Below are 26949 nucleotides of genomic sequence, written 5' to 3'. Positions count from 1 at the left end.
CAAGATTTTCAGTGATCTTCTAGACAGGGTTTGCAGCCTGGCTGGCGTCCACCCAGCGCGCCAGGACCGCTGCGGCGGCGCCGGAGTCGATGGCCTGGGCGGCGCGGGGCAGCGCCTCGGCGATCTGCTCGGTGACAGGGGCCTCGGTCGGGCCGGAGGCCGCCACCAGCGAGGCGGCGGCGGCGAGCAGCACGGCGTCGCGGACCGGACCCGGCTCGCCGGCCAGCAGAGCCCGGGTGACAGCGGCGTTGTGGGGGGCGTCGGCGCCGCGCAGGGCGGTGATGTCCGGCACGTGGATGCCGACGTCGCGCGGGTCGAACCGCTCGCGGCGCGGCGACGTGGCTGAGTCCCCGGCCGTCCCGTCCCCGGCCGTCCCGTCCCCGGCAGGGTGGCCGGGGATCACCCAGATGGTGGAGGTGGTCGTCGGGGTCAGCTCGTCGAGGCCGTCGTCGCCGCGGAAGACCAGCGCCCGGGTGCCGCGGTCGGCGAGGACCTGTGCGACGACCGGCGCGAGGCGGGCGTCGGCAACCCCGATGGCCTGCGCGCCCGGCTCGGCCGGGTTGGTCAGCGGGCCGAGGATGTTGAAGGCCGTCGGCACGCCGATCTCGGCGCGGGGGGCGCCGACGTGCCGCATCGCCGGGTGGAAGATCCGGGCGAAGCAGAAGGCGATGCCGGCCGCCTGCAGGCACGCCTCGACCGCGGCCGGCGGCAGGTCGATGGCGACCCCGAGCTCGGCGAGCAGGTCGGCCGAGCCGCAGGCGGACGACGCGGCCCGGTTGCCGTGTTTGATCACGGGTACGCCCGCGCCGGCCACGACGAGGGCCGCCATCGTGGACAGATTGACCGTGTTCGACCGATCGCCGCCCGTCCCGCAGGTGTCCACCGCGCGTGCCCGGACCTCGTCGGGGATGCGCAGTGGGGCGGCGTGGGCGAGCATCGCCGCGATCAGTCCGCCGATCTCGGCCGGCGTCTCGCCCTTGGCCCGCAGCGCCACCGCGAACCCGGCGATCTGGGCTGGGGAGGCGGCGCCGGCCATGATCTGATTCATGGCCCAGGCCGTCCGCGCGGAGTCCAGGGACTCGCGGGCGAGCAGGGCGCCGATCAGCTCCGGCCAGCTCGTCACCGCGGCGGCCGGCACGGTGGGCGGCCCGGTCGGTGGCCTAGCGGGTGGCCCAGTGGGTGGCACGGTGGCCTCGATGGTCATCGGCGTCAGCCGGCGAGCTGGGCGCCCGTCAGCGGCCGCCGGGCCGCCGCGCCGCCGGCCCGTGCGCGCAGCAGCGTCACGACGGCCTCGGTGAGCCGGCCGGGGTCGACCGGGTGCGGGACGACGGCGTCCGCCTGCGACCAGGTGGCCAGCCACCGGTCGTCGGCGCGCGCGACGAGCAGGATCGTCGGCGGGCAGTCGGCCACCTCGTTCTTCAACTGGCGGCACAGGCCCATGCCGCCGGTGGGGGTGGCCTCCCCGTCGAAGATGCACAGATCGGCTTCGTGATGGTCGACGACGTCGATCGCGGCGGCGGCGTCGGCGGCCTCGACGAACTCCAGCGGGCCGAGGTCGGCGGCGGGCAGTCGACCGATCGCGGTGATGACGCGCGCGCGCACGTCGGCGCGGTCGGCGTAGACGAGGACGGTGCTCATGGCGTCCACGGCCTTTCGCATCAGGTGGCCACCGCCGACCGGCGGCCCGGGGCGGACCGCCGCCCCGGGCCCGACCGGAGACCGCGCGGGCGGGCGACCGGAGGCGATCGGGAGCGACCGGGCGACCGGCGCGATCCGCTCCGAAGATTACCCGGTTGTGGGGTCACGTCATCCCTTCTCCCTCGGGTCCGCCGCGCGGGCGGCGTGGCGCCGGCCCGCCGCGTGCATCGCCGGGCCGGCGCGGTTGCCAGAAGGCGGGAACAACAGTGATACTGAGAGTCGTTCTCAACCAGTGGAGCCCTCCGTCGGCGCGGTCGCCGGGCGTGTGCCCGGCGTGACGGCCGGCGGGTTCCGCTGCGACCGACGGGCGTGATCCATGACCGACCTGGCTGATCTTCGACTGACTCCGCAACGGATGGCCGTGCTGGAGGTCCTGCGGGCCGCCGACGACCATCCCACCGCGGCCGAGGTGTACGAGCGGGTACGCCGTTCCTCGCCGCGGATAGGCAGCGCTACGGTGTACCGCACCCTGGCGCTGTTGGTGTCGACCGGTCGGGCGCTGGAACTCAACCTGGGCGACGGCGCGGCGGCTCGGTACGACGCCAACACCCGCCGCCACGACCACGCGGTCTGCGACGGCTGCGGCCGTGCGGTCGACATCGATCACCCCGTACCGGACGGAATGATGGCGGAAATCGCTCGTCGCTCGGGCTTCGCCATCACCGGCTACGACCTGCAGTTCCGGGGCCTGTGTCCGGACTGTCAGGCGAATGGCTCCGATCCGGCCCGCGCCGCGGGCGGGACCGGCCCGACAGTGAACACCCACGCCAAAGGAGCGCTTCATGCCGAAGCTTGACGGCACCAAGACCCACGAGAACCTCAAGGAGGCGTTCGCCGGCGAGAGCCAGGCCAACCGGCGCTACCTGTACTTCGCCCGCCGCGCCGACATCGAGGGCCTGACCGACGCCTCGTCGCTGTTCCGCGACACCGCGGAGGGCGAGACCGGGCACGCCTTCGGGCACCTGGACTTCCTCGCCGAGGTCGGCGACCCGGCCACCGGCGAGCCGCTCGGCACCACCGCGAAGAACCTGGCCAGCGCCGTGGCCGGCGAGACCTACGAGTTCACTGCCATGTACCCCGGCTTCGCGAAGACCGCCCGCGAGGAGGGCTTCGAGGAGATCGCGGACTGGTTCTCGACCCTCGCCCGCGCCGAGAAGACCCACGCCGGCCGGTTCAAGAAGGCCCTCGACGCCCTCAACGCCGAGACCGCCGACGCCTGATCGGCCCGTTCTCGCACCACCGTCGGTGACCGGCCCCGGGTGTCCTTCCGCCGGGGCCGGTCACCGGTTCCCTCTCCCGCCCTCCCCTGTGACCCCGCCCCCCTGTGACCCCGCCCCCCGCTTCCGGACAGGAGGCCGCGCCATGGCGCTGACCGTCGCCGACATCACCACCGACCACCAGGCCTACGCGGAGAGCCGCCCGCAGTTGCGCCGCCAGATGATCCCGGTGCGCGCCGAGCGCCGCGTCCGGGTCGGCGACATCGTCCTCGCCGAGTTCGAGAACGAGCAGACCCTGCGCTACCAGGTGCAGGAGATGGTCTACACCGAGCGGCTGACGGCCTCCGCCGACGTCGCCCACGAGATCGAGGCGTACTCCCGCCTGCTGCCCGGCAGCCACGTCCTGACCGCCACCGTGTTCATCGAGCTCAACGTGCTCGAGACGGTGCGCNAGGAGCTTGGCCGCCTCGCCGGCCTGCAGCACAGCCTGTCCCTGGAGATCGGCGGCACCCGCGTCGCGGGGGAGGAGATCCCCGGCCTCGACGAGGACCCGGACGTCCCGTCCGAGACGGTCTCGGTGCACATGGTGCGCTTCGCGTTGACGGACGAGCTCCGCGACGCCTTCCGCGACCCGGACGTCCCCGCCGAACTCGTCGTCGACCATCCCGAGTACAACGACTCCNCCCCGCTGACCGGCGCCACCCGCCGAGCCCTCATCGCCGACCTCGCCCTGCGTTCCTGACCCCGCCGTCCGGATGGACCGGGCGACAGCCTGCCCCTCTTCGGATCAGATCTGCCGGATCAGGGCTGCCGGCCAAGCTACACCCGCCCACAGCGAGCGCGTGGCCGCCTTGATCCCTGCTGCTCGAGCCAACGCAGTGCGTCCTCTGTTGCCCGTGTCCTGGGGTGGTTGTCGCCGAGGGTGCGGCGTTGGTCGTCGAGCTGTCTCCACAGATCGGAGGCCGTCTGCGGGGCGCCGCGGGTCGGGTGATCGTCGGCGGTGTCGGGCGATTCCCGGGGTACGGCTGGCGTGGTGCCCGGGAGGACGGGGGCAGGGCCGGCCGACTGGCGGGCGTCGGACGACGGGGGGATGAGCACGCCGGGGAACTGGGGTTCCGTGGCCGGTTTCGCGCGTCCGGCGAGGGCGATGTGGATGTTGTCGAGCCGGGTGCGGCGGGCCTGGTCGGCGGGCAGGTCGAACAGGTCGAACGAGACGACGCCGGTCAGCAGGTCGGGGCGGGGGCAGTCCTGGACCCGGATCGGGATGATCTTGCGGATGGCGCCGTCGGGGTCCTGGTGGAAGGCGGTCTCCAGTTGCCAGGCGATCCACTCCGCCCAGGCCCGATCCGCGGAGGTGTAGGACACGAAGAAGTCCCACCCCCTCCGGCCCGCCGGCGCAGGCGTATCAGGATGCTGGTCCCCCATGAGATCAGACTGCCACGGCCCGTGCAGGTCCCGAAACGGGCCGCCGTCCCTCATGGGAGCCACCNATACGGGGTACGTGAAGTCGAGGAAGCGTGAGGTCGGTGGGCCAGTCCGGGCGGCCGGCGAGATTTGTCGTGGGTCATCCGTTCGGGGCGCCCGCGACCGGGTAGGCGAAAGGCTTACGGCACGTCACGTCAGCACGTTCATCTACGTCAAGGGAGTCACCCGTGACCGATGACCAGCTACGTCCCGACCTCGCGTCCGCCGGCTCAGGAGCTCCCGACCTGCCCCGTGGCGCTTCGGACCCGTCCCGCGGGGTCGCTGGCCGCGACCCGGACCGCGTCGGNGCGACCGGCGGCGACCCCGGGGGTGCCGGGCGGGTGCCGACGGCCGGTGGCCGGGCGTCCGAGCAGGGCGCGGCGGCGCTCAACGCGTTGCACCGCCTGGCCGAGGGGGAGGACGAGCGCTCCGCGCTCGGTGACCTCGCCCTCGCGGACGTCCTGTTGCCCGACCTCGGCAATGAGATCGCCGACCTGTCCGAGGAGAGCGAGGTTCTGCAACTGCCCGTTGCGGAGCGTCAGGACGGCACCCAGTTCGTCCCGACGTTCACCTCCGAACAGCGCCTGACGGAGGCCCTGCCCGACGTCGCCCGCTACCGCACGGTGCAGATCGCGACCCTCGGCCGGATCTGGCCGTCGGACGATCTGCTGCTGGCGGTCGACCCGGGGTCCGAAACCGGGATCGCCCTGCCGGCGGAGGGCCTGCGAGCTCTCGCCGCCATGTCCGCCTGATCGGTATGTCCGCCTGATCGGCATGTCTGCCTGACCGGCATGTCCGCCTGACCGGACTGGGCGGTCCGCTCGATCATCCGACCGACGTCCTCGACCGGGCCGACCCGCCCGGTCGAGGATCGTGGTCCGCGGGCCGTTCGCGGCTCTATGGCCGGCCACACGCCTTCCGCCCGGGTGTGCGGCCGGCCTGGTGCGGCTGGCTGGCGGGCGGGGAGGCCAGCGCCTGCCAGCCGAGGTAGGTGACGGGGAGGCGCATCTCCAGGCCCGTCATCCGGGCCCGCTCCTGAGCCACGGCCAGGACCGTCGGCACCGTCTGGCGGGTCACTGCGAGCCGGTCGCCCAGCCAGCGGACCTCGTAGCCGTCTCGCTCGACCACGGTCCGTAACGCGGCCTCCCTCGCCCTTCCAGAGGGACGAATCGGACGCCGAGCCCCCCAGGCGGGCAAGGAAGTGCTCGCAGCGCCATCGAAGCTCGATGCACCGGCGGCTTCGGGCGCGTCGGGTGGCTCGGGCGCGTCGGGTGGCTCGGGCGCGTCGGGCGCGTCGGGCGCGTCGGGGGACTCGGGCGTGTCGGGTGGCTCGGGGAGGGCGAACAGGTGGCGGAGGAGCACGGGAGCGCCGGGTGGATGGCCGGTGGCGGCCAGGGTGGCCAGGGCCGGCCCCTCGCCGGCGGCCGGATCGAACGACGAGGCGAGGATGGCGAGTGAGCCGTCGTCGACCAGAATCGGCGGGGCGGTGCGCCCGGACCGCCGGGGCCATCGCATCGAGAACCTCGAATTCCTGCCGACCGGTCCGGCAGGCACGCGACCGGCTTGCCGTCCGTTCTTCATCTGCCGTCCCTTTCCCGCGGCGGGCACCCGGTCGAACTCCGCCGCGCCCCAGGATCGTCCTGCCGCGTCCCAGGATCGTCCCGTCCCGCCCCACGATCGTCCCGCCCCGCCCATTGCTCGTCCTGCCGTGCCCCTTGATCGTCCCGACCTGCCCCTCGATCGGCCCTGACTTGCCCGCAGTTGGCGGCCGCCCGGCTGCTCACGGCGCCCGGAAGGCACTCTGACCTGCCGTTTCGATCGGTTGTGGTGGTCGCGCGACGCGTGGACGGCCACGTGGGCCGTGCCGTCCGGCCCGGCTCCACCGGGCCGGGAGACCCGGCTCCTGAGGTGGACGTCCGACGGGTGAGGCACGCAACATCCGCCGGAAGGATGCCGGTCGTCATGGTTTTTTCGACCCCTCCCGCGACGGCCCGAGGACCTGCGGTTTCCGCTGCGGCGCAGCGAATTGTGCGGTGGGTGGGGTGGTCCGCACGGCGGCTCGGGCCGGTCATCGACGAGTCGTAGTCCTACCGAACGTCGAACCTACGGTGGCGCCTGGAGCGTCGCGTGCCAGAATGACCGTCGTGGCCTCAGCCCCCGTCCTCGAGAAGGCTCCTCCACCACACCCGACGGCCAACCGTCCCTCGATGGTCTCGGTCGGCACGGTCGTGTGGCTGTCGTCGGAGCTGATGTTCTTCGCGTCCCTGTTCGCGATGTACTTCACGATCCGTTCGGTGAACAGCGGCAACTGGCCGCCGGTGACGGGTGATCCCGCCGGTTCCGAACACGGGCCCGTGGAGCTGCACGTCGGGTACGCGCTGTTCTTCACCGTGATCCTGGTGCTGTCCAGCGTCACCTGCCAGCTCGGGGTGTTCGCCGCCGAGCGCGGTGACGTCCACGGACTGCGGCGCTGGNACCTGGCCTCGTTGCTCATGGGCCTCGTCTTCGTCGGCGGCCAGGCGAACGAGTACTTCGGCGAAAACAAGTTCACCATGGCGTCGCACGCCTACGGCTCGGTGTACTACCTGACCACCGGGTTCCACGGGCTCCACGTCATCGGCGGTCTCGTCGCCTTCGTCATGGTGCTGGGCCGATCGACGTTTGGGCGCTTCACGCCGGAGAAGGCGACATCGGCGATCGTCGTGTCGTACTACTGGCACTTCGTCGACGTCGTCTGGATCGCCCTGTTCGCGACCATCTACCTCCTCCAGTGAGCGACATGACTGAAACCTCGGGCACACCGTCGGACACGCCGTCGGAAACCTCGTCGGACTCCACGCCGAGCGAGGTCGCGACGCCGGTCGCCGCCACGAAGCGGTCCGCGCGCAAGCGCGATACGTCCGCGCGCAAGCGCGGTCCGTCCGCGCGCCGGCGCCGGAGATCCTCCGCCCTCGTCCTCGTGTTCGGCCTGCTGGCCACCGGGGTGCTGTGGACGATGCTGGCTCCCACCGGCAACGCCGCGCAGACGGCGGACGCCAACGAGGCCGTCCGGCAGGGTCGCGCCCTGTACCTGCAGGGCTGCTCGACCTGCCACGGCCTCGGCGCCCAGGGCTCGAACACCGGCCCCAGCCTCGTCGGCGTCGGCGCCGCCGCGGTGGACTTCCAGGTCTCGACCGGGCGCATGCCGCTGGCCGCCCCGGCCGCGCAGGCCGACCGCAAGCCGCCGATCTACTCGGCGACGCAGATCGACCAGCTCTCCGCGTACGTCGCGAGCCTCGGTGGCGGCCCAGAGGTGCCCAAGGTCACTGACAAGGAGCTCAGCGACGCCGACCTGGCCCATGGCGGCGAGCTCTACCGCGCCAACTGCGCGCAGTGCCACCAGGCCGTCGCCCAGGGCGCTCCGCTGACCTACGGTAAGTTCGCGCCCTCGCTGAGCGAGTCCACCCCGACGCAGATCGTCGAGGCCATGCGCACGGGGCCGGAGTCCATGCCGGTCTTCGGAGACCGTCAGCTCAACGACGAGGACGCCGCCGCCGTGGCGGCCTACATCAAGCACCTGACCGACACCAAGAGCCCCGGTGGTTTCAGCCTCGGTAAGTACGGTCCGGTGCCCGAAGGGTTGCTGGCCATGCTGGTAGGCATTGGTGGCCTGCTCGTCGTGTGCCTGTGGATCGGAGCGAGGCAGAAGGTATGAGTGACCAGACGGGCCCGGGGACGCCGGGACCGGCGGGCTCGGGCGGAGGGGACCAGCCGGGCGACTCCGCCCAGGAACGCGTGCACTACGCGGGCTACCAGGGTGAGCCGGCAGACAAGTCGGACCAGGATTCGATGAGCAGCATCTTCAAGCGGGCCAAGCACCCCGTCGACACGTCGGGCGCCGCCGTCGGGGGGTCGGGGATCTCGGCCGGTGGACCGGACGTCCCGGCCGGCACCTCCGACGGCCCGGAGGTCCTGGGCACCCCGCCGCACCAGACGGACTCCACCCGCGATCCCGAGACCACGGTGATGCGGACCGGCGACGCCGGGGTGGCGCAGCCGACCTACGGCACGCACGCCGGCGGCGGTGGCGGGGTCACCGTCCGCCCGCCGCGCGCCGAGGACGTCGACCGCCGCGCCGAGCGGCGAGCGGAGCGGCTGATCGCCTGCTGGTTCCTGATCTCGGTGGTCGGCACCGTCGGCTTCGTCATCACGNACTTCGTCGGGGACAAGCACCAGGCGTACTACACGCCGTGCCTCGGCTCGGCGCTCGGCCTGGCCGTCGGTGGCCTCGGCATCGGCATGATCCTGTGGGCCAAGCGGCTGATGCCGCACGAGCAGGCCGTGCAGGAGCGCCACGAGTTCACCTCCGCCAAGGAGGAGATCGCGGTCACCGAGGCGGAGATCACCGCCGGCTTCGCCGACACCGGCCTCGCCCGCTTCCCGCTGCTGCGCCGCACCCTGCTGGGCGCCGGCACCGTGCTCGGCGGACTGATCGTGGTGCCGCTGCTCAACCTGACCAACTCCAAGCCGGGCAAGAAGCTCGACCACACCTCCTGGGTGAAGGGCGCGCGCCTGGTCACCGAGGACGGCCGCCTGGTCAAGCTCGGCGACATCTCCATCGGCGGCATCGAGACCGTCTTCCCGGCCATCCCGGTGACCGAGTCGGACGGCACGACGACCTACAAGCCGAAGACCGACGTGCACACCAAGGCGGACAGCACCACGATCCTCATCCGGTTGCCACCGGGTGTGGACCGGCCGCGCAAGGGGCGGGAGAACTGGTCCGTCGACGGTCACGTCGCNTACTCCAAGATCTGCTCGCACGCCGGCTGCCCGGTGAGCCTCTACGAGCAGCAGACCCACCACCTGCTCTGCCCCTGCCACCAGTCGGTCTTCGACGTGCTGGACGGCTGCCGGGCGATCTTCGGTCCGGCCAGCCGGTCGCTGCCGCAGTTGGCCATCGCCGTGGACGACGACGGATTCCTGTACGCCCGCAACGGTGACTACGACGAGCCGGTCGGTGCCGCCTTCTGGGAGCGCTCATGACAACCGCATCCCCACCGGAGTTCGTCAAGCGGCCGACCCCGGTCCGCAAGGCCAACCGCGCCATCGACGAGCNGTTCGGCACCCAGGCCGGGCTGCGGCGCAACCTGAACAAGGTCTTCCCCGACCACTGGTCGTTCATGATCGGGGAGATCGCGCTCTACAGCTTCATCGTCCTGCTGCTCACGGGCATCTACCTCANGCTGTTCTTCGACCCGTCGAACACCGAGGTCATCTACAACGGCTCCTACGTCCCGCTCAAGGGTGTGGAGATGAGCCGGGCCTACGCCTCGACGCTGGACATCAGCTTCGACACCCGGGCCGGGCTGGTGTTCCGCCAGATCCACCACTGGGCCGCGCTGGTCTTCGTCGCGTCGATCGTCGTCCACCTGTTCCGGGTGTTCTTCACCGGTGCCTACCGCAAGCCGCGCGAGGTCAACTGGCTGATCGGGGTCGGCTTGCTGATCCTCGCCATCCTCGAGGGCTTCGCCGGCTACTCGCTGCCGGACGACCTGCTCTCCGGCACCGGTCTGCGGATCNCCGCCTCGATCGCCCAGTCCATCCCGATCATCGGGACGTGGGCGTCGTTCCTGGTGTTCAACGGTGAGTTTCCGGGCGACAACTTCCTGCCCCGGCTCTACGTGATCCATATTCTGCTGGTGCCCGGTGTGCTGCTCGCCCTCATCGGCGCGCACATGGGCATCCTGTGGCACCAGAAGCACACGGACTTCCCCGGTCCGGGCAAGACCGAGCACAACGTCGTCGGCCACCGGGTGTTCCCGGTGTTCGCGGTGAAGTCCGGCGGGTTCTTCATGATGGTCTTCGCGATGCTCGCCCTGCTCGGCGGCCTCGCGCAGATCAACCCGATCTGGATGTTCGGTCCGTACGATCCGTCGAAGGTCTCCTCGGCGTCCCAGCCCGACTGGTACATCGGCTTCCTCGACGGCTCGACCCGACTGATGCCACCGTGGGAGTTCCGCGGCCTCGGCCATACCGTCCCGGCCGTGTTCTGGCCGACGGCGGTCCTGCCCGGCATCCTGTTCACGCTGCTGGCGCTCTACCCGTTCCTGGAAGCCAGGTTCACCGGCGACACCAAGTCGTACAACCTGCTCCAGCGGCCCCGGGAGGCGCCGACCAGGACCGCGCTCGGCGCGATGTCGATCAGCTTCTACCTGGTCCTGTGGATCTCGGGTGGTAACGACGTCATCGCGAAGACGTTCAGCATCTCGCTGAACGCGATGACGTGGNCCGGCCGCATCGGTCTGATCATCGTCCCGCCGATCGCGTACGCGGTCACCAAGAAGATCTGCCTCGCCCTGCAGGCGAAGGACGCCGAGGTCGAGCACCACGGGATCGAGACCGGCATCATCCGCCAGCTCCCCAGCGGGGAGTTCGTGGAGGATCACCGGCCGAAGCCGACCCCGGTACCCGACCACCCGCTGGTCACGAACGACCGGTTCGCACTGCCGTCGGCGAACGGCCATGGGGACGGGGACGGCAAGGGCCTCGCCCGCCGCGCCGGCAAGGCCGTGAGCGGCTTCTTCGTCGAGGAGAAGGAGACCGGTCCGGGCGGTCCGAGCGCACCGGTCGGCGGCGGCAAGCACTGACGCCGGCACCGATCCTTCAGCGCTGAGCTGACACCGGCCGCGGGGCCGGTCCGCCGTACCGGCGGGCCGGCCCCGCGGCCTTTGCCGTGCCTCCCGGCCCGCCGGGGGTGCTCAGCGGCGGGGGCGCTGGCCCTCGGCGCGCCGGCCGGCCGCCTGCTCCGGGCTGTCGGGGGAGCGGTGCACGTCGGCGTAGCGCAGAGCGTCGCGGATGGCGCCCGCCGCGGGCCAGCTCCACTCGCCGTCGAGGCGCACGAGCCGCACCCCGGAACCGGCCAGCCAGCGGGCGATTCGCTCGGTCTCCTCGACGGAGGCGCACGGCGCGGGGCCCGGCTGCGGTTGCACCGTCTCGGCGCTCGCGACCGCGGCGTCGACCCAGGGCCGCGGATCGATTCCGGGGGCCACGCTCACCGCGGACACCAACCGGCCGTGCCGGACCACGGCCAGGTCCCAGCCGGCCTGCGCGGTCGGCGCCGCCGCGACGAGCTGCGGGACGCCGGTCAGCGCGGCCAGCCGCTGACCGCGGGCCGCGGCGCGGACGAACGACACCATCCGGTCGCGGTGGACGGCCGCCTCCTCGTAGCGCCGATCGTCGGCCAGGCGGTCGATGTGGCGGGTCGACGCCGCGATGACCGGCCCCGGATCGCCCGTGATGGCCGCCCGGGCGGCGGCGACGTGGCGGGCGTAGGCGGCGACGTCCTCCCGGCCGTCGCAGGGCGCCCCGCACCTGCCCAGGTCCGCCAGGGCGCAGGCGGGGCGGCGGGCGCGGGGGGAGAGCCGCCCGGTGCACTGGCGCAGCGGCACCGCGGCGAGCAGCGCGTCGGCGGCGTCGTCGGCGCTGCGGGTGCTGGCGAACGGACCGAGATAGGTCGCTTCGTCCCGGGCGGCGCGCACCCGGGACAGCCGGGGGAACGGCTCGTCGGTGAGCTTGAGGTAGACGGTGCGCTCCGGGAAGCGGGAGCGGCGGTTGTACGGCGGCTTGTGCTCCGCGATCAGCCGCAGCTCCCGCACCTCGGCCTCCAGGGCGTGCGCGCAGCCGATGGCGTCCACCCGTTCGGCCAGCGCCACCATCTCGGCCATCCGGGTGCGGGGCTCGCTCGCGGTGAAGTAGGTGCGCACCCGGGACCGGACCGAACGCGAGGTGCCGACGTAGAGGGCCCGCCCGTCGGCGTCCCGGAAGATGTAGACGCCCGGGCCGGTGGGCAGCCCGTCGGCGAGGTGCCGCTTGCGCCGCTGGGCCGGGGAGACCCGGGCGCTGTACTCGTGCAGCTCCTCCAGCGTGCGCACGCCGGCGTTGCCGAGCCGCTCGAACAGCCCGTGCAGCACGTCCACCGTGGCCCGGGCGTCGGCCAGCGCGCGGTGGCAGGGCTCGGTCGAGCTGCGGAACAGTCGGGCCAGCGAGGCGAGCCGGCAGTCGGGGGCCTCGTCGCGGCTGACCAGCCGCCGCGCGATGCGCAGGGTGTCGAGGTGCTCCCAGGTGGGCGGCGGGTAGCCGCAGCGCTGCGCCGCCGCCCGCAGGAAGCCGAGGTCGAACGGGGCGTTGTGGGCGACCAGCACGGCGCCGCGGGCGAACTCCAGGAACGTCGGCACCACCTCGGACTCCGCGGGGGCCGTCGCCACCATGGCGTCGGTGATCCCGGTGATCACCGAGACCATCGGCGGGATGCCCACGCTCGGGCGGACCAGGGTGGACATCTCCGCGAGCACCTCGCCGCCGCGCACCCGCACCGCGCCGATCTCGGTGATCTCACCGGTCGCCACCGAGGTCCCCGTCGTCTCCAGGTCGACCACGACGAACGTCAGATCGGACAGCGGCCGGCCGAGTTCGTCGAGGCTGGCCTGCCGGTGCGCGCAGACGCCACCGGCCACGCCCACGACGGCGGGGTCGGCGCGGGGCCGGGCGGACTCGCCAGCCGGGCTGGTCACCCGCGCCAGGTCGGCGAGGGGACCGGCGTCGGCGGCGGAACGGTCGGTGGGGGAGCGGTCGGTGGGGGTGGGGTCCGGGCGCACGGCGTCACGGTAAGCCCCGCCGCCGACAGTTCTGCCACGGGTCGGGTTCCGGCTCGGGGCACGGGAGGCAGGGGAGGCGTCGGCAGGGACATGGTGGGTCCCGCTGCGGGCGTCATTGTGGTCCCGTCGGGGCTGTCCCGCGGCCCTTGTGGCGCCACGCCGGAGACACGCGACGGCCACTCGGCAGGCCAACCCGCCTGGAATGCGAAATCATGCGCAGGTGGCGTGGTTTGAAACGAACGGCATTCGGGTGGGGCGGGTCGCAGTGGACTGCGCGAACGTGGACGTGATGGTGCGCTTCTGGTCCGCTGCGCTGGGTTATGAGGTGGACCGGCGCGACGACGACGCGGCACTGCTGCGTCATCCCGCCGGGGCGGGGCCGAAGCTGTTGCTGCGGCCGGGAGCCCGCGGTGGCGGTGGTCCCAGCCGGCTGCATCTCGACCTCTACGCGGTCGACNCCGAGCGGGTCATCGGCTGGTTGTCGACCCTCGGCGCCCNCCGGGTCGCCCGGTACGACGACGACGGGGAGCGCGGGTACATCCTGTCCGATCCGGAGGGCAACGAGTTCCGGGTGATGACGGCCGGACCGACCGGCTTCGCCCGGCCCTTCGTCTGATGGCCGGTCGTGGCGATGACCCGTCGGCGGGCTGATGACCGGGTCGATAGGGTCGTGAGCCATGCCGAGCGTCTTCACCCGGATCATCAACGGCGAGCTTCCCGGGCGCATCGTGTACTCCGATGAGTACACAGTGGCGTTCCTGACGATCGCGCCGATCCGGCCGGGCCACACGCTGGTGGTCCCGCGCGCCGAGATCGACCACTGGATCGACCTGCCCGACGACGTCCAGACGGCGCTGTGGACCGCCGCCGCGACGGTCGGCCGGGCCATCGACGCCGCGTTCCGGCCCCGGCGGGTGGCGGCNCTCGTCGCCGGGCTGGAGGTGCCCCACGTGCATGTGCACCTGCTGCCCATCGAGAACGAGACGCAGATCGACTTCACGCTCGCCGACCACGACCCGGACTCGGCCGAGCTCGACGCCGTAGCGGAGCGGATCCGCGCCGCCGTCGGCTGACGCGCGGCCGGGTGGGGTGGATCCGGCGAAGGTCCACCCCACCCGGTGTGCCCGCGGCGGACGGTGTGCCCGCGACGGGCTCAGAGCTGGAACGTGGCCGGGCTGACCGCGAACAGCGGCTCCCAGTGCAGCAGGCCGTGCCCGGGCGGCGCGTCGATGACGACGTTGCCCCGCACCTTCTGGCCGGCCTTCACCGTCGACGCGGACAGCCGCGGCTCCACGTTGTCGTAGCTGCCGTCGTAGCGCGTCCCGTCCGGGGTCTGGATGTAGAAGTCCGACGGGGAGGCAGACGTGTCCCCGCGGCTCACCTCGACCGTCACGTTGAGCACGTAGTAGGCACCCTGGGTCGGCGGGTCGCCGTACTCGGTCACCTTGCCGGTGGTCGAGCAGACGCTGTTGAGGGTCACCCGGGCCTCGAAGTCGCTGACGGAGGAGTTCGCCTCGCCGACGACGGTCCCCGAGCCGCCGATGGCCGCCGCGCCGGCCCCCGGCGCCCCCTGCGGGGTGACCGCGACGCAGTTCGAGACGCCGATCGGGCCGGTCGCGGTGGCGCTCGGCACGGGCGGCGTCGGCGCCGACAGCCCGGGTGCGCTCAACGACGGTGCCGGTACCGGCGCGGCGATGTCGTTCGAGTCGTCGCCCCCCACCGCGAGCGCGATCACCACCCCGACGACGATCGCGGCGACGACGGCGAGCGGCACGATCACGAACAGCGGGTTGCGGCGCCGCTGCGGCGCAGGGGGCGGGGCACCCTGCTGCCAGCCGCCGCCCTGCTGCCAGGTACCGCCCTGCTGCCAGCCACCGGGCGGGTTCTGCTGGTAGGGGCCCTGCGCGCCCGGGTAGCCTCCCGGCCCCTGGTAGGCCGGGCCGCCCTGGTAGGCGCCGGTGCCACCGGGCGGGTAGCCGCCCTGCGGCCAGCCGCCCGGCTGTCCCCAGCCCTGCTGGTCCGCGCCCGGCTGCCCCCCACCGGGTTGCCCCCAGCCCTGGTGGTGGTCGGGTGCCTGCTGGCCGCTCCCGGGCTGCCCCCAGCCTGGTTGCTCGACGCCGGCCTGCCCCGCGCCGGAATGCCCCCAGCCTGCGGAGCCGCCGCCGGGCTGCTGCGGCGGTGGCCAGGACTGCTCCCCGCCGGGGCGCTGTCCCGTCGCCCACGGCTGCCCGGCGGTGGCGGGCCCGGGGGCCTGCGGCCCGCTCGGGGAGGTCCCGCGCGGCATGGCGGGGGTGTCGGCGGACCAGGCGAGCCGGGTCTGCTCGTCGGACTGGTCCGGGGCGGTGCCCCAGGACGGGGCCGGCGGGGGAGTCGAGCCGGATGGGCTGGACGGGCCGGATGGGCTGGACGGGCCGGACGAGCCGGANGGGCTGGACGCCGCGCCGCCGCTCGGCGTCTCTGCGGGCTGGTGCCAGGGATTGCTCGGCTGCTTCCACGTCTCCTGGCTCCCGTCACCGCCGGGGGGCTGGTGAGGGGGGTTCTGGTCGGTCACGATGGTCCTCTCCGGCGCAGCCAGGGCCGCGTTTGGAAAAAATCGCACGCTGGGGAACGCACCACGCGAGGCTACATAAGCCGGCTTTCCCGTGAGACAATGCCCGCCCCGGCGCGGCCCACCGGTCCTAGATCCCACACCGGTGGTCCGTGTGAGCCCTCTGAGCTCTCTCGATAGGCTGTACCTTCATCGTTCTTCCCGTCGGCTCCGGAGTCCCTACGTGCCTTGCTGTCTGGCCGGTCGGAGAAGCCGTCGGAGAGGCGGCCCGCCCGCTTTCCCGCGTCATCCGGACGCTGACGGACAATTCCGCGCGCGGCCAGGACCCGCGTTGCCCGCGTTCGGACCTCGGGCCGCCCTGGTCGGTGCTCCGACCGCGCCGGATGACTTCTCTCACCGGCCTGCCGCCGGGATGGTCGGTGCTACGTCGGTCGTGTCCTCGACGCCATCCGTCCGGACCGTGTCCGTGGTGGCCGCCCCTGCTGGGAGCAGGCGGTGACGGGCCCGCTGCCCGCGCCCGTGCGGGAGTACGTCATCGAGCTCGCCGCGCAGACACTCGCCGATCTGCCCGAGTCCGACGTGCCGCCGTCGCTCGTCGCGGTGCGCCGGTTCAAGGCGTCCCGGCGGGCGAAGGCGGGCGCGATCCCGCTGGCCGCCGCCGTCGACAACGAGGTGTTCCGTGGCCGCGTCGCCGAATGGATCCGCCGGCACCAGCCGGAGCTGGCCGAGGCCGCCGATTCCGCCGGTGGGCTCCCGCCGGCCGCCCCGCCGGAGAAGGTCGCCGCGGTGGCCTACCTGCTGCGCGTCCCGCACTGGCCCGAGCTGGTCGAGCTGGCCTCGGCCTCGGCCGCGGAGGCGGAGGTCCGCGGTCGGGCCGACGAGGCCGAACGGACGATCCGCCGGCTCACCGAGCAGCTCGCCGCGAACCAGCGCAGCGCCGCCGGTGAGCTGGGGCAGTTGCGCGAGCGCCTCGCCGCGGCCCGCGCCGAGGCGGAGGAGACCCGGCGGCGGCTGCGGGCGTCCTCGGAGCAGATCCGCCGGGCCGAGCAGGCCGCGCGGGAGTCGGTGGTCGCGGCCGAGACGGCGCGCGACGCGGCACTCGCCGCCGGTCGTGACGCCGAGGTCGAGGTGCGCCGGCTGCGTGGCCGGGTCGCCGAACTGGAGAGCGCCCTGGCCGCCGCGCGCCGGGACTCTCGCGACTCCCGCAGCGTGGACGACGCCCGCATGCGCGTCCTGCTCGACACGCTCATCGCCTCGGCCCACGGCGTGCGCCGCGAGCTCGACCTGCCGACGATGGTCGCCCGGCCGGCGGACCTGCTCGCCCGCGGCGGCGACGGGCCGAGCAGCGCGCCGCAGGCGTTCGTCGGGGCCCGGGGGCGGCCCGACGACGATCCGACCCTCATCGACGAGGTGCTCGCCGTGCCCGGCGTGCATCTGATCATCGACGGGTACAACGTGACCAAGCGCGGCTACGGCCGGCTCACCCTGCAGGCGCAGCGGGAACGGTTGCTGTCCGGGCTCGGCGCGCTCGCCGGGCGCAACCCGGACAGCGAGGTCACGGTTGTCTTCGACGCGACCGCGGTCGTCGCCCGCCCGGTCGGCGTCACGATGCCCCGGGGGGTTCGGGTGCTGTTCAGCCGTCCCGGCCAGCTCGCCGACGAGGAGATCGTCCGGCTGGTCCGGATGGAGCCCCAGGGCCGGCCGGTCTTCGTCGTCACCTCCGACCGGGAGGTGGCGGAGAACAGCGCCGCGGCCGGCGCTCGGGCGGTGCCGTCGGCGGCCCTGCTGGCGCGGCTCGACCGTTAGACGGGTAGGTCGACGGATCTCGGCCGCTCGCCACTCGAGTTTCCGGCATCGCCGAGCGTCGCATCCTCCTGTGGGCAGGTGGGTGGCGGAGGCGCCGGAGGTTGATGCCGGTGTGTGGGCGCGCAACCGCCACCAGGCTCCTGCCTTTTCGAAGGATGAGGCGTCCGGGCACCCNGGCGTGAACCGGACCGCCGTCCAGCCGTCCGTGGCATAGGCGCCGCACGCTGACCAGCCGGCCGCCGAAAATTGTCGGACCCGGGTCCTACCGTCGGTCACGTCGGGACATCGGTGCGCGGGTTGTGCCGCCACCGGCCGGACCTCGGGAAGGTGAGTGCCATGCTGATCGACTGCGATTCCTGCACCGGCCGCGGCCCCCGGTGCGCGGACTGTGTGATCACCGCCATGTTCGGGGAGGCGGACGGGGGCATGGCGTGGGATGTGCAGGAGCGCCGCGCGCTTGCTGTGCTGGCGGCCGCGGGACTGCTGCCGCCGCTGGAGGAGCTGGCCGGTTCGGTGCTCGACCGGGTGCCCCGCGGTGCCGCCGCGCACGGTGCGGCCCGTCCGCCGCGCCGTGCCGGCTGAGCAGCCCGCCGTGTCGAGTCGCGGCCTGGCGGGGCCCCGCGCCGCGCGGCGGCTCGGCCTGGCGCTGCTCCTCGCCCTGCTGCTCCTCGCCCCGCTGCTGCGCGGGCGGGTGCGGGGCGCCAGCCGGGCGGTGACCGCCGGTCGGCGTGGGAGAGCATGGGCGGATGCGCGTTCTGGCCGTCACCAACGACTTTCCGCCGCGTCCGGGCGGCATCCAGGCCTACGTGCACAACTTCGCGGCCCGGCTGCCGGCCGGCGAGATCGTCGTCTACGCCCCGTCGTGGGAGGGCGCCGCGGCGTTCGACGCCGCGCAGGGTTTCCCGGTCGTGCGCCACCGGACCTCGCTCATGCTGCCGACTCCGGACGTCCTGCGGCGGGCTCGCCAGATCGCCCGGGCGGAGGGCTGCGACACGGTGTGGTTCGGCGCGGCCGCCCCGCTCGCGTTGTTGGGCTCACGGCTGCGCCGGGACACGGCGGTGCGCCGCGTCGTGGCGAGCACCCACGGGCACGAGGTCGGCTGGGCGGCGCTGCCGGCCGCGCGCCAGTTGCTGCGCCGCATCGGCGCGACCGCGGACGTCGTCACCTACCTCACCGACTACACCCGGACGAGGATCGGGCCCGCGCTCGGCGCCCACCCGGCGCTCGCCCGCCTGCCCAGCGGTGTCGACGCGACGCTGTTCGGCCCGGGCGCCGGGCGGGAGGAGACCCGCCGCCGATACGGGCTGTCCGGACGGCGGGTGGTGGTGTGCGTGAGCCGGCTTGTCGCCCGCAAGGGGCAGGACATGCTCGTGCGTGCCCTGCCGGCGCTGCGGCGCCGGGTGCCGGAGGCGGCGCTGCTCGTCGTCGGTGGCGGTCCGCACCGCGCGGACCTCGAACGGCTTGCCCGGGACAGCGGCGTGGCCGAGCACGTCACGTTCACCGGTTCGGTGCCGTNGGAGGAGCTGCCCGCGCACTACGCGGCCGGCGACGTGTTCGCGATGCCGTGCCGGTCCCGGCTCGGGGGGCTGGAGGTGGAGGGGCTCGGGATCGTCTACCTGGAGGCATCGGCCACCGGTCTGCCGGTGGTAGCCGGGAACAGCGGTGGCGCCCCTGACGCGGTGCTCGACCAGCGCACCGGTTTCGTCGTCGACGGGACCGACCTCGGCGCGGTGGAGCGAGCCGTCGGGGACCTGCTCGCCGACCCGGACCGGGCCGCGTCGATGGGCGCCGCCGGGCGGGCGTGGGTCGAGCAGCGCTGGCGCTGGGACGTGCTCGCCGCCGAGCTGCGCTCGCTGCTCGGCGGCCAACCCGGCCCGGCCTGACAACCCGGGGCCGGCCCGGTGGCCTCAGTAGCCGCCCGGTGCCTCAGGGGCGGCGCGCGCCGGCGTAGAGGTCCTCGACGGAGCTGCCGAAGCGGTCCATCACCAGCGAGCGGCGGACCTTCAGGCTCGGGGTCAGCTCTCCGGTCTCGACGGTGAAGTCCCGCGGCAGGATCACGAACTTCTTGATGCCCTCGGCCTGCGACACCGTCGCGTTCGCCGCGTNGATCGCCTGCTGCACCTCGGCGCGCAGGTCGACGTCGTCGACGAGGTCCGCGACGCTCGCCCCGGCCGGCTTTCCGGCGCCGTCGCGCCAGTGCTCGAACCCCTCCGGGTCGATGGTGACCAGCGCGGCGATGAACGGGCGCTGGTCGCCGATGAGCATCGCCTGGCTGATCAGTGGGTGGGACTGGATCACGTGCTCCAGCGGGGCCGGCGCGACGTTCTTGCCGCCGGCGGTCACCAGCAGTTCCTTCTTCCGGCCGGTGATCCGCAGGTAGCCCTCGTCGTCGAGTGAGCCGAGGTCGCCCGTGTGCAGGAAGCCCTCGGCGTCGAGAGCCTCCTTCGTCGCGGTCTCGTTGTGGTGGTAGGCGCGGAACAACAGGTCGCCCCGGATGAGGATCTCCCCGTCGTCGGCGATCCGGATCGTCACCCCCGGAAGGGGCTGCCCGACGGTGCCCATCCGCACCGAGTGCGGGCGGTTCGCCGCCGCCGGCGCCGAGGTCTCCGTCAGGCCGTAGCCCTCCACCACGGTGAAGCCGATGCCGCGGAAGAAATGGCCGAGCCGTGGGCCCAGCGGTGCCCCGCCGCTGATCGCGTACCGGGCCCGCCCCCCCAGCGCCGCCTNCAGCTTGCCGTACACCAGCGCGGCGAACAGCCGGTGCCGCAGCCGCAGCAGCAGCCCGGGGCCACCGCGGTCGAGGGCCTCGCTGTAGGCCACGGCGGTGTTCTCGGCCGCGTCGAAGATGCGGCCCTTGCCCTCGTTGTGCGCCTTGAGCCGCGCGCCGGCGTGCACCTTCTCAAAGNCCCGGGGAACGGCGAGCAGGAAGCTGGGCCGCACCTTGGCCAGGTCCGGCAGCAGGGTGCGCGAGTCCGGGGTGTAGGCGAGCTCGAAGGCCCCCTGCACCAGGCCCACCTGCAGCATCCGGGCGAACACGTGGGCCAGCGGCAGGAACAGCAGCGTGGAGCAGCCCGGCGCGAACACCTCCGGCAGCATGGCGATGGACGACTCGGCGGTGAACAGCAACGCCCGGTGGGTGATCTCGCAGCCCTTCGGCTGCGCCGTGGTGCCGGAGGTGTAGATGATCGTCGCGAGACTGTCGGCACCGAGGGGCGCGCGCGCCGCGGCCAGCCGGTCCTCGTCGACGCCGGCGCCGTCGGCGGCGAGGGTGGCCAGCGCGCCGTCGGAGAGGACGAGCACGTCGCGCAGGGCCGGCGCCTCGCCGCGGACCTGCTCGACCCGCGCGGCGAGCTCGGCGTTCTCGACGACGAGCAGTTCGATCCCCGCATCCCGGAGGATCCATTCGATCTGGCTCGGGCTGGACGTCTCGTAGATGGGCACGCAGACGGCGCCGGCCGCCCAGGCGGCGTAGTCGACCACGGTCCACTCGAAGCGGGTGTGGCTGAGGATCCCCACCCGGCCGCCGGTTTCCACCCCGCGCGCGATGAGTCCCCGGGCGGTGGCCACCACGTGGTCGTGGAACTCGCGGGTCGTCATCCCGACAAACTCTTCGGCGACCTTGTGGCGAATGAGAATTTTGTCCGGATGGGCGGCGGCGTGCCGGAACANGGCGTCCGTCAGCGTCGCATTGTCCTCGATGGTGACCAGGGGCGCAGAGGTGTACTCCCGCACTGCTACTCCTACCAGGTGCTCTCGTGCGTCCTACCGGATGCCCTCGGGCGCCCGCCGGATGACGAGGCCGCCGAACGGCGGATGACCGTTCAGGGCACCAGACGTTAGCGGGCGGGCCGGATGCTGGCGACTGTGCGGACGACGATGGGCGGGGCGCGACCCGTCCGCATACGGATGGTGGCTGCTCGCGACGGGGCGCCGCCCGCCCACGGCCCGGGTGTCGCACGGCACCACGGTGCCGGTCGACCGACCTGTCCGGACCGGGCCGGATGTCCCTCGCCGCCGCCTAAGCTTCCTGGTATGCGGGTCCACGTGGTGAGCGACGTGCACGGACGGGCGGACGCGCTGCCCGCCGCCGCCGAGGGGGCCGACGTCTTCATCTGCCTCGGTGACCTCATCCTGTTCATCGACTATCGCGATCACAGCCGGGGGATCATGGGTGATCTGTTCGGCGCCGAGGCCGTCGGCCGCATGGTGGAGCTGCGCACCGCGCAGCGCTTCGACGAGGCACGGGAGTGGTCGCGCTCGCTGTGGGCACGTCTCGACGGCGACCGGGCCGAGATCGTCGAGGCCGCGATCCGCCGGCAGTACGAGCGGCTGTTCGCCGCCTTCCCCACCCCGACCTACCTGACGTTCGGCAACGTCGACCTGCCCCACCTCTACCCCGACTACCTGCGCGACGGCATCACCCTGTTGGACGGGCAGACCACAACGATCGGCGGCTGGCGGTTCGGCTTCGTCGGCGGCGGGCTGCGGACGCCGATGNACACGCCGTACGAGATCGACGACGACGTCTACGCCGCGAAGGTGGCCGCCGTCGGCGAGGTGGACGTTCTGTGCTGCCACATTCCTCCGCATCTGCCGGAGCTGGTCTATGACGTCCAGGCTCGGCGCTTCGAGCGGGGCAGCGTCGCGATCCTCGAGGCGATTCACGCCACCCGGCCGCGCTACGTGCTCTTCGGGCACGTTCATCAGCCCCTCACCGCCAGCCTGGAGATCGACGGAACGCGTTGCGTGAACGTCGGTCATTTCAACGCCCGAGGTACCCCGTTCGTCCTCGAGTGGTAGCCAGCCGCTCTGCGAGATGTGGCCCAGGTTCCGGTAGCCTCAGGCGATCGGTCGGGGAATGATCCGGGATCCCGGAGAGATCCGGGTTGCCGGTGGGCCGGCGACGCCGTGCTCCTTCAGACGTGCTTGACAAATGTGGAGGTGCTGCTCTCCATGGCGGACCACGCCCGATCGACCATCGTCATCAATGCCAGGCCCGCCGCGGTGATGGGGGCGATCGCCGACATCCCCGCGTACCCGACCTGGGTCGGCCAGATCGAGGAGGCCGAGGTGCTCGACGTCGGCCCGGACGGCCGGCCCCGGCGCGCCCGCTTCCGGATCAACGCCGTCGTCGTCAAGGACGAGTTCGTCAACGAGTACGTCTGGTCCGACGACGTCCAGGTCACCTGGTCCATGGTCGAGGGGCAGGCGATGTCGTCGCAGGACGGCAGCTACACCCTGCGCGACCTCGGTGACGGTACCACCGAGGTCACCTACGACCTCACCGCCGAAACCAAGATCAAAATTCCGGGACTGCTCCGGCGGAAAGTACAGAGCGGCATCGTGGATGCCGCTCTCAAGGACCTCAAGAAGCACGTCGAGAGCTGAGCGCACGTGCGGTGTGTGCTCTTCACCGGGAAGGGCGGCGCCGGCACCACGACGGTGGCGGCGGCGACCGCGATCCTTGCCGCGCAACGGGGTCATCGCACCCTGGTCCTGTCCGTCGACCCGGCGGCCGGGCTCGCCGGCGCGCTTGACCACCCCGTCGGCGCCGACCCGACCGACCTCGAACCCGGGCTGACCGGCCAGCAGGTCGACCTGCGCNGCGCCGTCGGCACGCGCTGGCCGGCCGTGCGCGAGGTGCTGGCCGGCACCTGGCCGTCCTTCGACGTCGATCCGGTCGAGCTCGAGGAGCTGGCCTTCCTGCCGGGTGCCATCGAGACGCTGACCCTGCTCGAGCTGCGTGACGGGCTGGCCAGCGCCGACCACGACGTCGTCATCGTCGACGGTGGCCCGGTCGCCGGTCTGCTGCGGCTGCTCGCCTTCCCGGAGACGCTGTCGTGGTACTGCCGGCGGCTGCTGCCGCCCGACGGCGCGTTCGCCCGCTGGCTGCGGCCCGGCTTCGGGTGGGCGGGCGCGTTCGGCGGCCGGTGGGGAAACCTCGCCGCACCCGCCTACGACACCGTCTCCCGCGTGCACCGCGCCGCCGTGGACCTGCGGGCGATCCTCACCGATCACGCGGCCACCAGCATCCGGCTGGTGCTCACCCCGGAGAGCGGGGCGCTGGCCGCGGCGCGCAGCAGTCTCACCGCGCTGTCGCTGCACGGCTTCACCCTCGACGGCGTGGTCGTCAACCGGATCTTCTCGCCGGCCGGGGCGGACGCCTGGCGGGCCGGCTGGGCCGCCGCCCACCGCGAGGCGCTCGCCGAGATCACCGGGGCGTTCGCGCCGACCCCGATCCTCCCGGTGGCCTACCGGGCCGGCGAGCCGGTCGGCCTGGAGGAGCTCGCGGCCTTCGGCGCGGCGACCTACGGCGAGCTCGACCCGGCGGGCGTCCTCGGTGCCTCGCCGACCGGGGCCGGCGAGCAGCCGCGGGTCGAGCGCACCGACGACGGGTACGCGCTGTCGTTCGGGCTTCCGTTCGTCGACGGCTCCCAGATCGACCTGGCCCGGCTGGGTGACGATCTGATCATCACCGTCGGGGCGTTCCGCCGGGCGGTCCCGCTGCCCGCGGCGCTGCGCCGCTGCGACGTCAGCGCCGCCCGGCTGCGCGGCGATCGGCTGGTGGTCTCGTTCGTGCCCGATCCTGACCAGTGGGTGCGGGCATGACGTCCGTCCCGGCCGACCCGCCCCCCGACGGTCCCACCCCCAGCAGCGGTTCCACCCCCAGCAGCGGTTCCACCCCGCGTGGCGCCGCCGGCCTGAGCGGCGGTCCTGGTCAGAGCGGCGATGCCGGTACGCGCTCGGCGGAGCGGCCACCGCCGCCCGGCCCGCTCGCGGTCGAGGCGGCCCTGCTCGTCGATGCCCTGCGGGGCCTGGCCGGCACCGAGTCGGGTGGCCGCCTATGGGAAGCCGTTGCCGACGTCGCCGGTGGTGTCGGGGCCGCGGCCGGCGGGCTCGGCGTCGGTGGTGCCGGGGCGGGTGGTGGCAGGGCCGGTGGTGGCAGGGCCGGTGGTGGCGGGGCCGACGCGGGCGCGCCGGCCGACGCCGGTGTTCCGGCCGGTCCGGCCGGCGGTGCGGTCTGCGCGGGCCACGGGCGGCCCTGCACGTCGTGCCCGCTGTGCCGACTGCTGGCGATGTTCGCCGGGGATCGGCCCGAGGTGGTCCGCCACCTGCTGACCGCCGCGGAATCACTGGCGGCGGCCTTCCGCGTGGCCCTCGAGGCCTACTCCGGCAGCGCCTACTCCGGCGGCGCTCGCCCCGGCACAGCTCACGCCCGTACAGCTCGCGCCGGTGACGCCCGCGACGAGACCGCCGCCCCCGCGTCCCCGGGCGCGGGGCGCACAACTCACCAGAACCCGCGGCCGGGGGCCGCCGCGGGCACCCGTTCCGCCCCAGCGCCCAGACCACGCGTCCAGAGGATCGATGTCACGTGAGCACCATTGTTTCCGGCAGCTCGGATCGTCCCGGTAACTCGGATCGTCCCGGCACCCCGGACACCTCCTCAGCCCGTCCCACGGGCTCGGACGCCCCGCTCAGCCCCCTCCCGCCCGCCGTCGCGGACACGTCGGTCGACGACGATCGGCGCACCGCGGGCCTGACGATCGGCGTGGACGTCGGTGGGACGAAGGTCGCCGCCGGCGTCGTCGACGGCGCCGGCACCGTCCTCGCGTCAGTTCGGCGGCCGACTCCCGGTCATTCGGCGTCCGAGGTCGCGGACACCATCGCCGCCGTGGTCGCGGAGCTCAGCGCCGACTACGAGGTGAAGGCGGTCGGCATCGGCGCGGCCGGCTGGATCGACGCGAACCGCTCGCGGGTCCTGTTCGCCCCGAACCTCGCCTGGCGGGACGAGCCGCTGCGCGACGAGGTAAGCGGCCGCGTCGGGCTGCCCGTCGTCGTCGAGAACGACGCCAACGCGATGGCCTGGGCCGAGTACCGGTTCGGAGCCGGCCGTGGCCGCCGTGATCTGGTCTGCCTCACCGTGGGCACGGGCATCGGCAGCGGCATCGTCCTCGGTGGCGAGCTTTACCGCGGCGCGTTCGGCATCGGCGCGGAGACCGGCCACATGCGGATGGTGCCCGACGGCCACCTGTGCGGGTGCGGCAACCACGGTTGCTGGGAGCAGTACGCCAGCGGCCGGGCGCTGGTTCGCGCTGCCCGTCAGATCGCGGCGCTGGATCCGTCCGCCGCCGCCGCGATGCTGGAGGCGTGCGGCGGTGACGCCGAGCGGCTGACCGGCCCGGACGTCACCGAGGCGGCCCGCAAGGGCGACCCGGCGGCGATCCGCTGCCTGACCGAGATCGGCCAATGGCTCGGCGAGGGCATGGCGAGCCTGACCGCCGTGCTTGACCCGGACCGATTCGTCATCGGCGGCGGGGTCTCCGACTCCGGCGAGCTGCTGCTCGGCCCAGCCCGGGAGCGGTTCGCCCAGACGGTGCCCGGCCGCGCGCATCGGCCCCGGGCCGAGGTGGTCATCGCCGAGCTCGGCTCCCAGGCCGGTCTGGTCGGCGCCGCCGACCTCGCCCGGATCTGAGCAGCCCGGATCTGCGCAGAGCCCGGATCTGCGCAGCCCGGTTCAGATGCCAGAGCCGCCCGGCCCCGGTCGGGCCGGGCGGAAGTCCGGCACCAGCTCGACGGCGAGCTCCTCCAGGAACAGGCCCGTGTCGGCGACGACCCCGACGGCGTGCGCGCTGGTGCGTTCCGTGAGGGCGTGCACCGTCGTCGGGTTCACGTCGACGCAGGCGACCGGGATCGACGCCGGCAGGATGTTGCCGGTGGCCACGGAGTGCTGGGCGCTGGCAACCATCAGCGCGTAGCCGACCCCGCGTAGCGCCGCGCGCATCGCCCGCTGCCCCTCGATCACGTCGGTGTGGACGTCGGGCAGCGGGCCGTCGTCGCGCACGGAGCCGACGAGCACGAAGGTCTTGTTCGCCTTCACCATCGCGTGCATGATGCCCTGGGAGAGGACGCCGGACTCCACCGCGGCCCGGATCGAGCCCTCGCGGCGGATCGCGTTGATCGCACGGATGTGCTGTTCGCTGCCGCGCTGCACCCGGCCGCTGCGCAGCGGTCCGAGGCCGAGCGGGGAGCCGTAGAGCGCCGCCTCCACATCCAACGTCGCCAGCGCGTTCCCGGTGAACAGGACGTCGACGTAGCCGGCCTCGACCAGGGCGACGAGCGCGGGTGCGGCGCCGGTGCTGACGACCGTCTGCCCGGCCACCCACAGGACCTGGGCGCCCTCGGCCTTGACCTCGCGGACCTGGCGGGCGATCGCCTTCACCAGGACCGCCTGCGGCTGGGTGGAGCTCGGCAGCGGTGCGCCGAGCGCCTCGTACTCGGCGTAGATCCGGCTGGAGTGGTCGGTGACCGGCAGGACGACCTTCACCCCGTCCACCCCGCAGACAATCATGTCGCCGGCGCGGACGTCCGTCACCGGTACGGTGCGCACCCGCCCGCCGGAGACGACCAGGCCGCAGTCCATCTCGGGGTGTTCCACCGGGACCCACTGGCCGTCGAGATGGACGACGGTCTCCAGGTTCGTGGTCGAGTAGAAGTCCGGCGGGAAGGCGCCGTCGCGGTCCGCGGCCTCGCAGCGCGCCGTGCCCGCCTCGACCTTGTTCACGCCGTGGACCTGGATCCN

20 protein-coding genes and 20 pseudogenes are annotated in these 26949 nt (G+C 73.3%); 30 read left to right on the top strand and 10 right to left on the bottom strand.

Going from position 1 to position 26949, the window contains the following annotated elements; genetic code table 11:
- Positions 1–19 precede the first annotated feature (19 nt).
- Both trpD and FF86_RS21035 read right to left on the bottom strand, forming a co-directional pair.
- Positions 20–1204 (bottom strand): anthranilate phosphoribosyltransferase, encoded by a 1185-nt coding sequence (gene trpD, locus FF86_RS21040; protein WP_396229975.1) that lies wholly within the window; start codon positions 1202–1204, stop codon positions 20–22.
- Between the two features lie 5 nt (positions 1205–1209).
- Positions 1210–1638: a response regulator gene (locus FF86_RS21035; protein WP_044887275.1), complete on the bottom strand. Its 429-nt coding sequence runs from the start codon at positions 1636–1638 to the stop codon at positions 1210–1212.
- Positions 1639–2014: 376 nt separating this feature from the next.
- Here FF86_RS21035 and FF86_RS21030 point away from each other — a divergent pair, with 376 nt between their 5' ends.
- The 5 genes and pseudogenes from FF86_RS21030 to FF86_RS62920 form a co-directional block, all read left to right on the top strand.
- Entirely contained in the window at positions 2015–2494 is a 480-nt protein-coding gene (locus FF86_RS21030) for a Fur family transcriptional regulator (protein ID WP_044887265.1), read from the top strand.
- A complete protein-coding gene (locus FF86_RS21025) occupies positions 2481–2918 on the top strand; it encodes a rubrerythrin family protein (RefSeq protein WP_044887264.1) in 438 nt (145 codons plus the stop codon). The genes FF86_RS21030 and FF86_RS21025 overlap by 14 nt, the downstream gene beginning before the upstream one ends.
- A gap of 142 nt (positions 2919–3060) precedes the next feature.
- Positions 3061–3366: pseudogene (locus FF86_RS54050) on the top strand (DUF3501 family protein); the annotation flags it as partial.
- A gap of 1 nt (position 3367) precedes the next feature.
- Positions 3368–3597: pseudogene (locus FF86_RS54045) on the top strand (DUF3501 family protein); the annotation flags it as partial.
- A 1-nt stretch (position 3598) separates the two neighbouring features.
- On the top strand, positions 3599–3657 hold a 59-nt coding region (locus FF86_RS62920; RefSeq protein ID WP_255355867.1), incomplete at its 5' end, for a hypothetical protein.
- Positions 3658–3734: 77 nt separating this feature from the next.
- Here the strand turns inward: FF86_RS62920 and FF86_RS34870 are convergent.
- A complete protein-coding gene (locus FF86_RS34870; protein ID WP_052681356.1) occupies positions 3735–4280 on the bottom strand; it encodes a toll/interleukin-1 receptor domain-containing protein in 546 nt (181 codons plus the stop codon).
- Between the two features lie 407 nt (positions 4281–4687).
- On the opposite strand from FF86_RS34870, the gene FF86_RS21010 reads away from it, so the two are divergent.
- Positions 4688–5131, top strand: a 444-nt coding sequence (locus tag FF86_RS21010) for an SseB family protein (protein ID WP_242419210.1), incomplete at its 5' end; no start/stop codon positions are given.
- Positions 5132–5276: 145 nt separating this feature from the next.
- Here the strand turns inward: FF86_RS21010 and FF86_RS34315 are convergent.
- Positions 5277–5894 carry a hypothetical protein gene (locus FF86_RS34315; RefSeq protein WP_044887262.1) on the bottom strand — a complete coding sequence of 206 codons (618 nt, stop codon included), beginning with the start codon at positions 5892–5894 and terminating at the stop codon, positions 5277–5279.
- A gap of 620 nt (positions 5895–6514) precedes the next feature.
- Between FF86_RS34315 and FF86_RS54040 the strand changes: the two are divergent.
- The 9 genes and pseudogenes from FF86_RS54040 to FF86_RS54005 form a co-directional block, all read left to right on the top strand.
- Positions 6515–6853, top strand: a pseudogene (locus FF86_RS54040) (heme-copper oxidase subunit III); the annotation flags it as partial.
- Position 6854: 1 nt separating this feature from the next.
- Positions 6855–7153 (top strand): cytochrome c oxidase subunit 3 (locus FF86_RS54035; RefSeq protein ID WP_242419209.1); only part of this gene is annotated, 299 nt, incomplete at its 5' end.
- A 5-nt stretch (positions 7154–7158) separates the two neighbouring features.
- Positions 7159–8073 carry a c-type cytochrome gene (locus FF86_RS20995; RefSeq protein ID WP_044887272.1) on the top strand — a complete coding sequence of 305 codons (915 nt, stop codon included), beginning with the start codon at positions 7159–7161 and terminating at the stop codon, positions 8071–8073.
- Positions 8070–8570, top strand: a pseudogene (locus FF86_RS54030) ((2Fe-2S)-binding protein); the annotation flags it as partial. The gene FF86_RS20995 and the pseudogene FF86_RS54030, both read left to right, overlap by 4 nt.
- 1 nt (position 8571) lies before the next feature.
- Positions 8572–9160, top strand: a pseudogene (locus tag FF86_RS54025) ((2Fe-2S)-binding protein); the annotation flags it as partial.
- A 1-nt stretch (position 9161) separates the two neighbouring features.
- On the top strand, positions 9162–9404 hold a 243-nt coding region (locus tag FF86_RS54020), incomplete at its 5' end, for a ubiquinol-cytochrome c reductase iron-sulfur subunit (RefSeq protein ID WP_242419208.1).
- 199 nt (positions 9405–9603) lie between these two features.
- Positions 9604–9940 (top strand): annotated as a pseudogene (locus FF86_RS54015) (cytochrome b N-terminal domain-containing protein); the annotation flags it as partial.
- Between the two features lies 1 nt (position 9941).
- Positions 9942–10648: pseudogene (locus FF86_RS54010) on the top strand (cytochrome bc complex cytochrome b subunit); the annotation flags it as partial.
- 1 nt (position 10649) lies between these two features.
- A pseudogene (locus FF86_RS54005) lies at positions 10650–11008 on the top strand (cytochrome b); the annotation flags it as partial.
- Between the two features lie 111 nt (positions 11009–11119).
- Here FF86_RS54005 and FF86_RS20980 read toward each other — a convergent pair.
- Positions 11120–12880, bottom strand: a complete 1761-nt coding sequence (locus FF86_RS20980; RefSeq protein WP_044887271.1) for a DEDD exonuclease domain-containing protein — start codon at positions 12878–12880, stop codon at positions 11120–11122.
- Between the two features lie 337 nt (positions 12881–13217).
- Here FF86_RS20980 and FF86_RS54000 point away from each other — a divergent pair.
- The 4 pseudogenes from FF86_RS54000 to FF86_RS53980 all read left to right on the top strand — a co-directional run.
- Positions 13218–13472, top strand: a pseudogene (locus FF86_RS54000) (VOC family protein); the annotation flags it as partial.
- A 41-nt stretch (positions 13473–13513) separates the two neighbouring features.
- Positions 13514–13631 (top strand): annotated as a pseudogene (locus FF86_RS53990) (VOC family protein); the annotation flags it as partial.
- A 61-nt stretch (positions 13632–13692) separates the two neighbouring features.
- Positions 13693–13937 (top strand): annotated as a pseudogene (locus tag FF86_RS53985) (HIT family protein); the annotation flags it as partial.
- 1 nt (position 13938) lies between these two features.
- Positions 13939–14088 (top strand): annotated as a pseudogene (locus FF86_RS53980) (HIT family protein); the annotation flags it as partial.
- 80 nt (positions 14089–14168) lie between these two features.
- On the opposite strand, the gene FF86_RS20965 reads toward FF86_RS53980, so the two are convergent.
- Complete coding sequence (locus tag FF86_RS20965; protein WP_242419213.1) at positions 14169–15299, bottom strand: DUF4352 domain-containing protein; 1131 nt, start codon at positions 15297–15299, stop codon at positions 14169–14171.
- 759 nt (positions 15300–16058) lie between these two features.
- Between FF86_RS20965 and FF86_RS20960 the strand changes: the two genes are divergently transcribed.
- The 4 genes and pseudogenes from FF86_RS20960 to FF86_RS53975 all read left to right on the top strand — a co-directional run.
- Positions 16059–17369 carry an NYN domain-containing protein gene (locus tag FF86_RS20960; protein WP_044887255.1) on the top strand — a complete coding sequence of 437 codons (1311 nt, stop codon included), beginning with the start codon at positions 16059–16061 and terminating at the stop codon, positions 17367–17369.
- Between the two features lie 336 nt (positions 17370–17705).
- On the top strand, positions 17706–17951 hold the full coding sequence (locus FF86_RS20955; RefSeq protein WP_044887254.1) for a hypothetical protein: 246 nt from the start codon (positions 17706–17708) through the stop codon (positions 17949–17951).
- A gap of 164 nt (positions 17952–18115) precedes the next feature.
- Positions 18116–18884 (top strand): annotated as a pseudogene (locus FF86_RS20950) (glycosyltransferase family 4 protein); the annotation flags it as partial.
- A gap of 1 nt (position 18885) precedes the next feature.
- Positions 18886–19252 (top strand): glycosyltransferase family 4 protein (locus FF86_RS53975; RefSeq protein ID WP_242419207.1); only part of this gene is annotated, 367 nt, incomplete at its 5' end.
- Positions 19253–19475: 223 nt separating this feature from the next.
- Here the strand turns inward: FF86_RS53975 and FF86_RS53970 are convergent.
- The 3 pseudogenes from FF86_RS53970 to FF86_RS53960 form a co-directional block, all read right to left on the bottom strand.
- Positions 19476–20095 (bottom strand): annotated as a pseudogene (locus FF86_RS53970) (AMP-binding protein); the annotation flags it as partial.
- Position 20096: 1 nt separating this feature from the next.
- A pseudogene (locus FF86_RS53965) lies at positions 20097–20274 on the bottom strand (long-chain fatty acid--CoA ligase); the annotation flags it as partial.
- A gap of 1 nt (position 20275) precedes the next feature.
- Positions 20276–21037: pseudogene (locus tag FF86_RS53960) on the bottom strand (AMP-binding protein); the annotation flags it as partial.
- 364 nt (positions 21038–21401) lie between these two features.
- Here FF86_RS53960 and FF86_RS53955 point away from each other — a divergent pair.
- From FF86_RS53955 to FF86_RS20920, 7 genes and pseudogenes are all read left to right on the top strand, one after another.
- Positions 21402–21866 (top strand): annotated as a pseudogene (locus FF86_RS53955) (metallophosphoesterase); the annotation flags it as partial.
- Between the two features lies 1 nt (position 21867).
- Positions 21868–22169: pseudogene (locus FF86_RS53950) on the top strand (metallophosphoesterase family protein); the annotation flags it as partial.
- Between the two features lie 153 nt (positions 22170–22322).
- Positions 22323–22757, top strand: coding sequence for an SRPBCC family protein (locus FF86_RS20935; protein ID WP_009742916.1), 435 nt, complete (start codon positions 22323–22325; stop codon positions 22755–22757).
- A 6-nt stretch (positions 22758–22763) separates the two neighbouring features.
- Positions 22764–22973: pseudogene (locus tag FF86_RS53945) on the top strand (ArsA-related P-loop ATPase); the annotation flags it as partial.
- 1 nt (position 22974) lies between these two features.
- Positions 22975–23978: ArsA family ATPase (locus FF86_RS20930; RefSeq protein WP_242419205.1), on the top strand; the 1004-nt coding region annotated here is incomplete at its 5' end.
- Positions 23975–24745, top strand: coding sequence for a hypothetical protein (locus FF86_RS20925; RefSeq protein WP_128423372.1), 771 nt, complete (start codon positions 23975–23977; stop codon positions 24743–24745). The genes FF86_RS20930 and FF86_RS20925, both read left to right, overlap by 4 nt.
- The gene (locus FF86_RS20920) at positions 24742–25842 is read left to right on the top strand and encodes an ROK family glucokinase (protein ID WP_242419204.1); all 1101 of its coding nucleotides are present in this window, start codon (positions 24742–24744) and stop codon (positions 25840–25842) included. Before FF86_RS20925 ends, FF86_RS20920 begins: the two co-directional genes overlap by 4 nt.
- Positions 25843–25884: 42 nt before the next feature.
- On the opposite strand, the pseudogene FF86_RS20915 reads toward FF86_RS20920, so the two are convergent.
- Positions 25885–26948, bottom strand: a pseudogene (locus tag FF86_RS20915) (TIGR00300 family protein); the annotation flags it as partial.
- Position 26949 lies beyond the last annotated feature (1 nt).

It is taken from the genome of Frankia sp. CpI1-P (assembly GCF_001421075.1).
Classification (GTDB): Bacteria; Actinomycetota; Actinomycetes; order Frankiales; family Frankiaceae; genus Frankia; species Frankia torreyi.
Note: the sequence above shows the minus strand (reverse complement) of the source record. Positions and strands in the feature narration are given on the sequence as shown.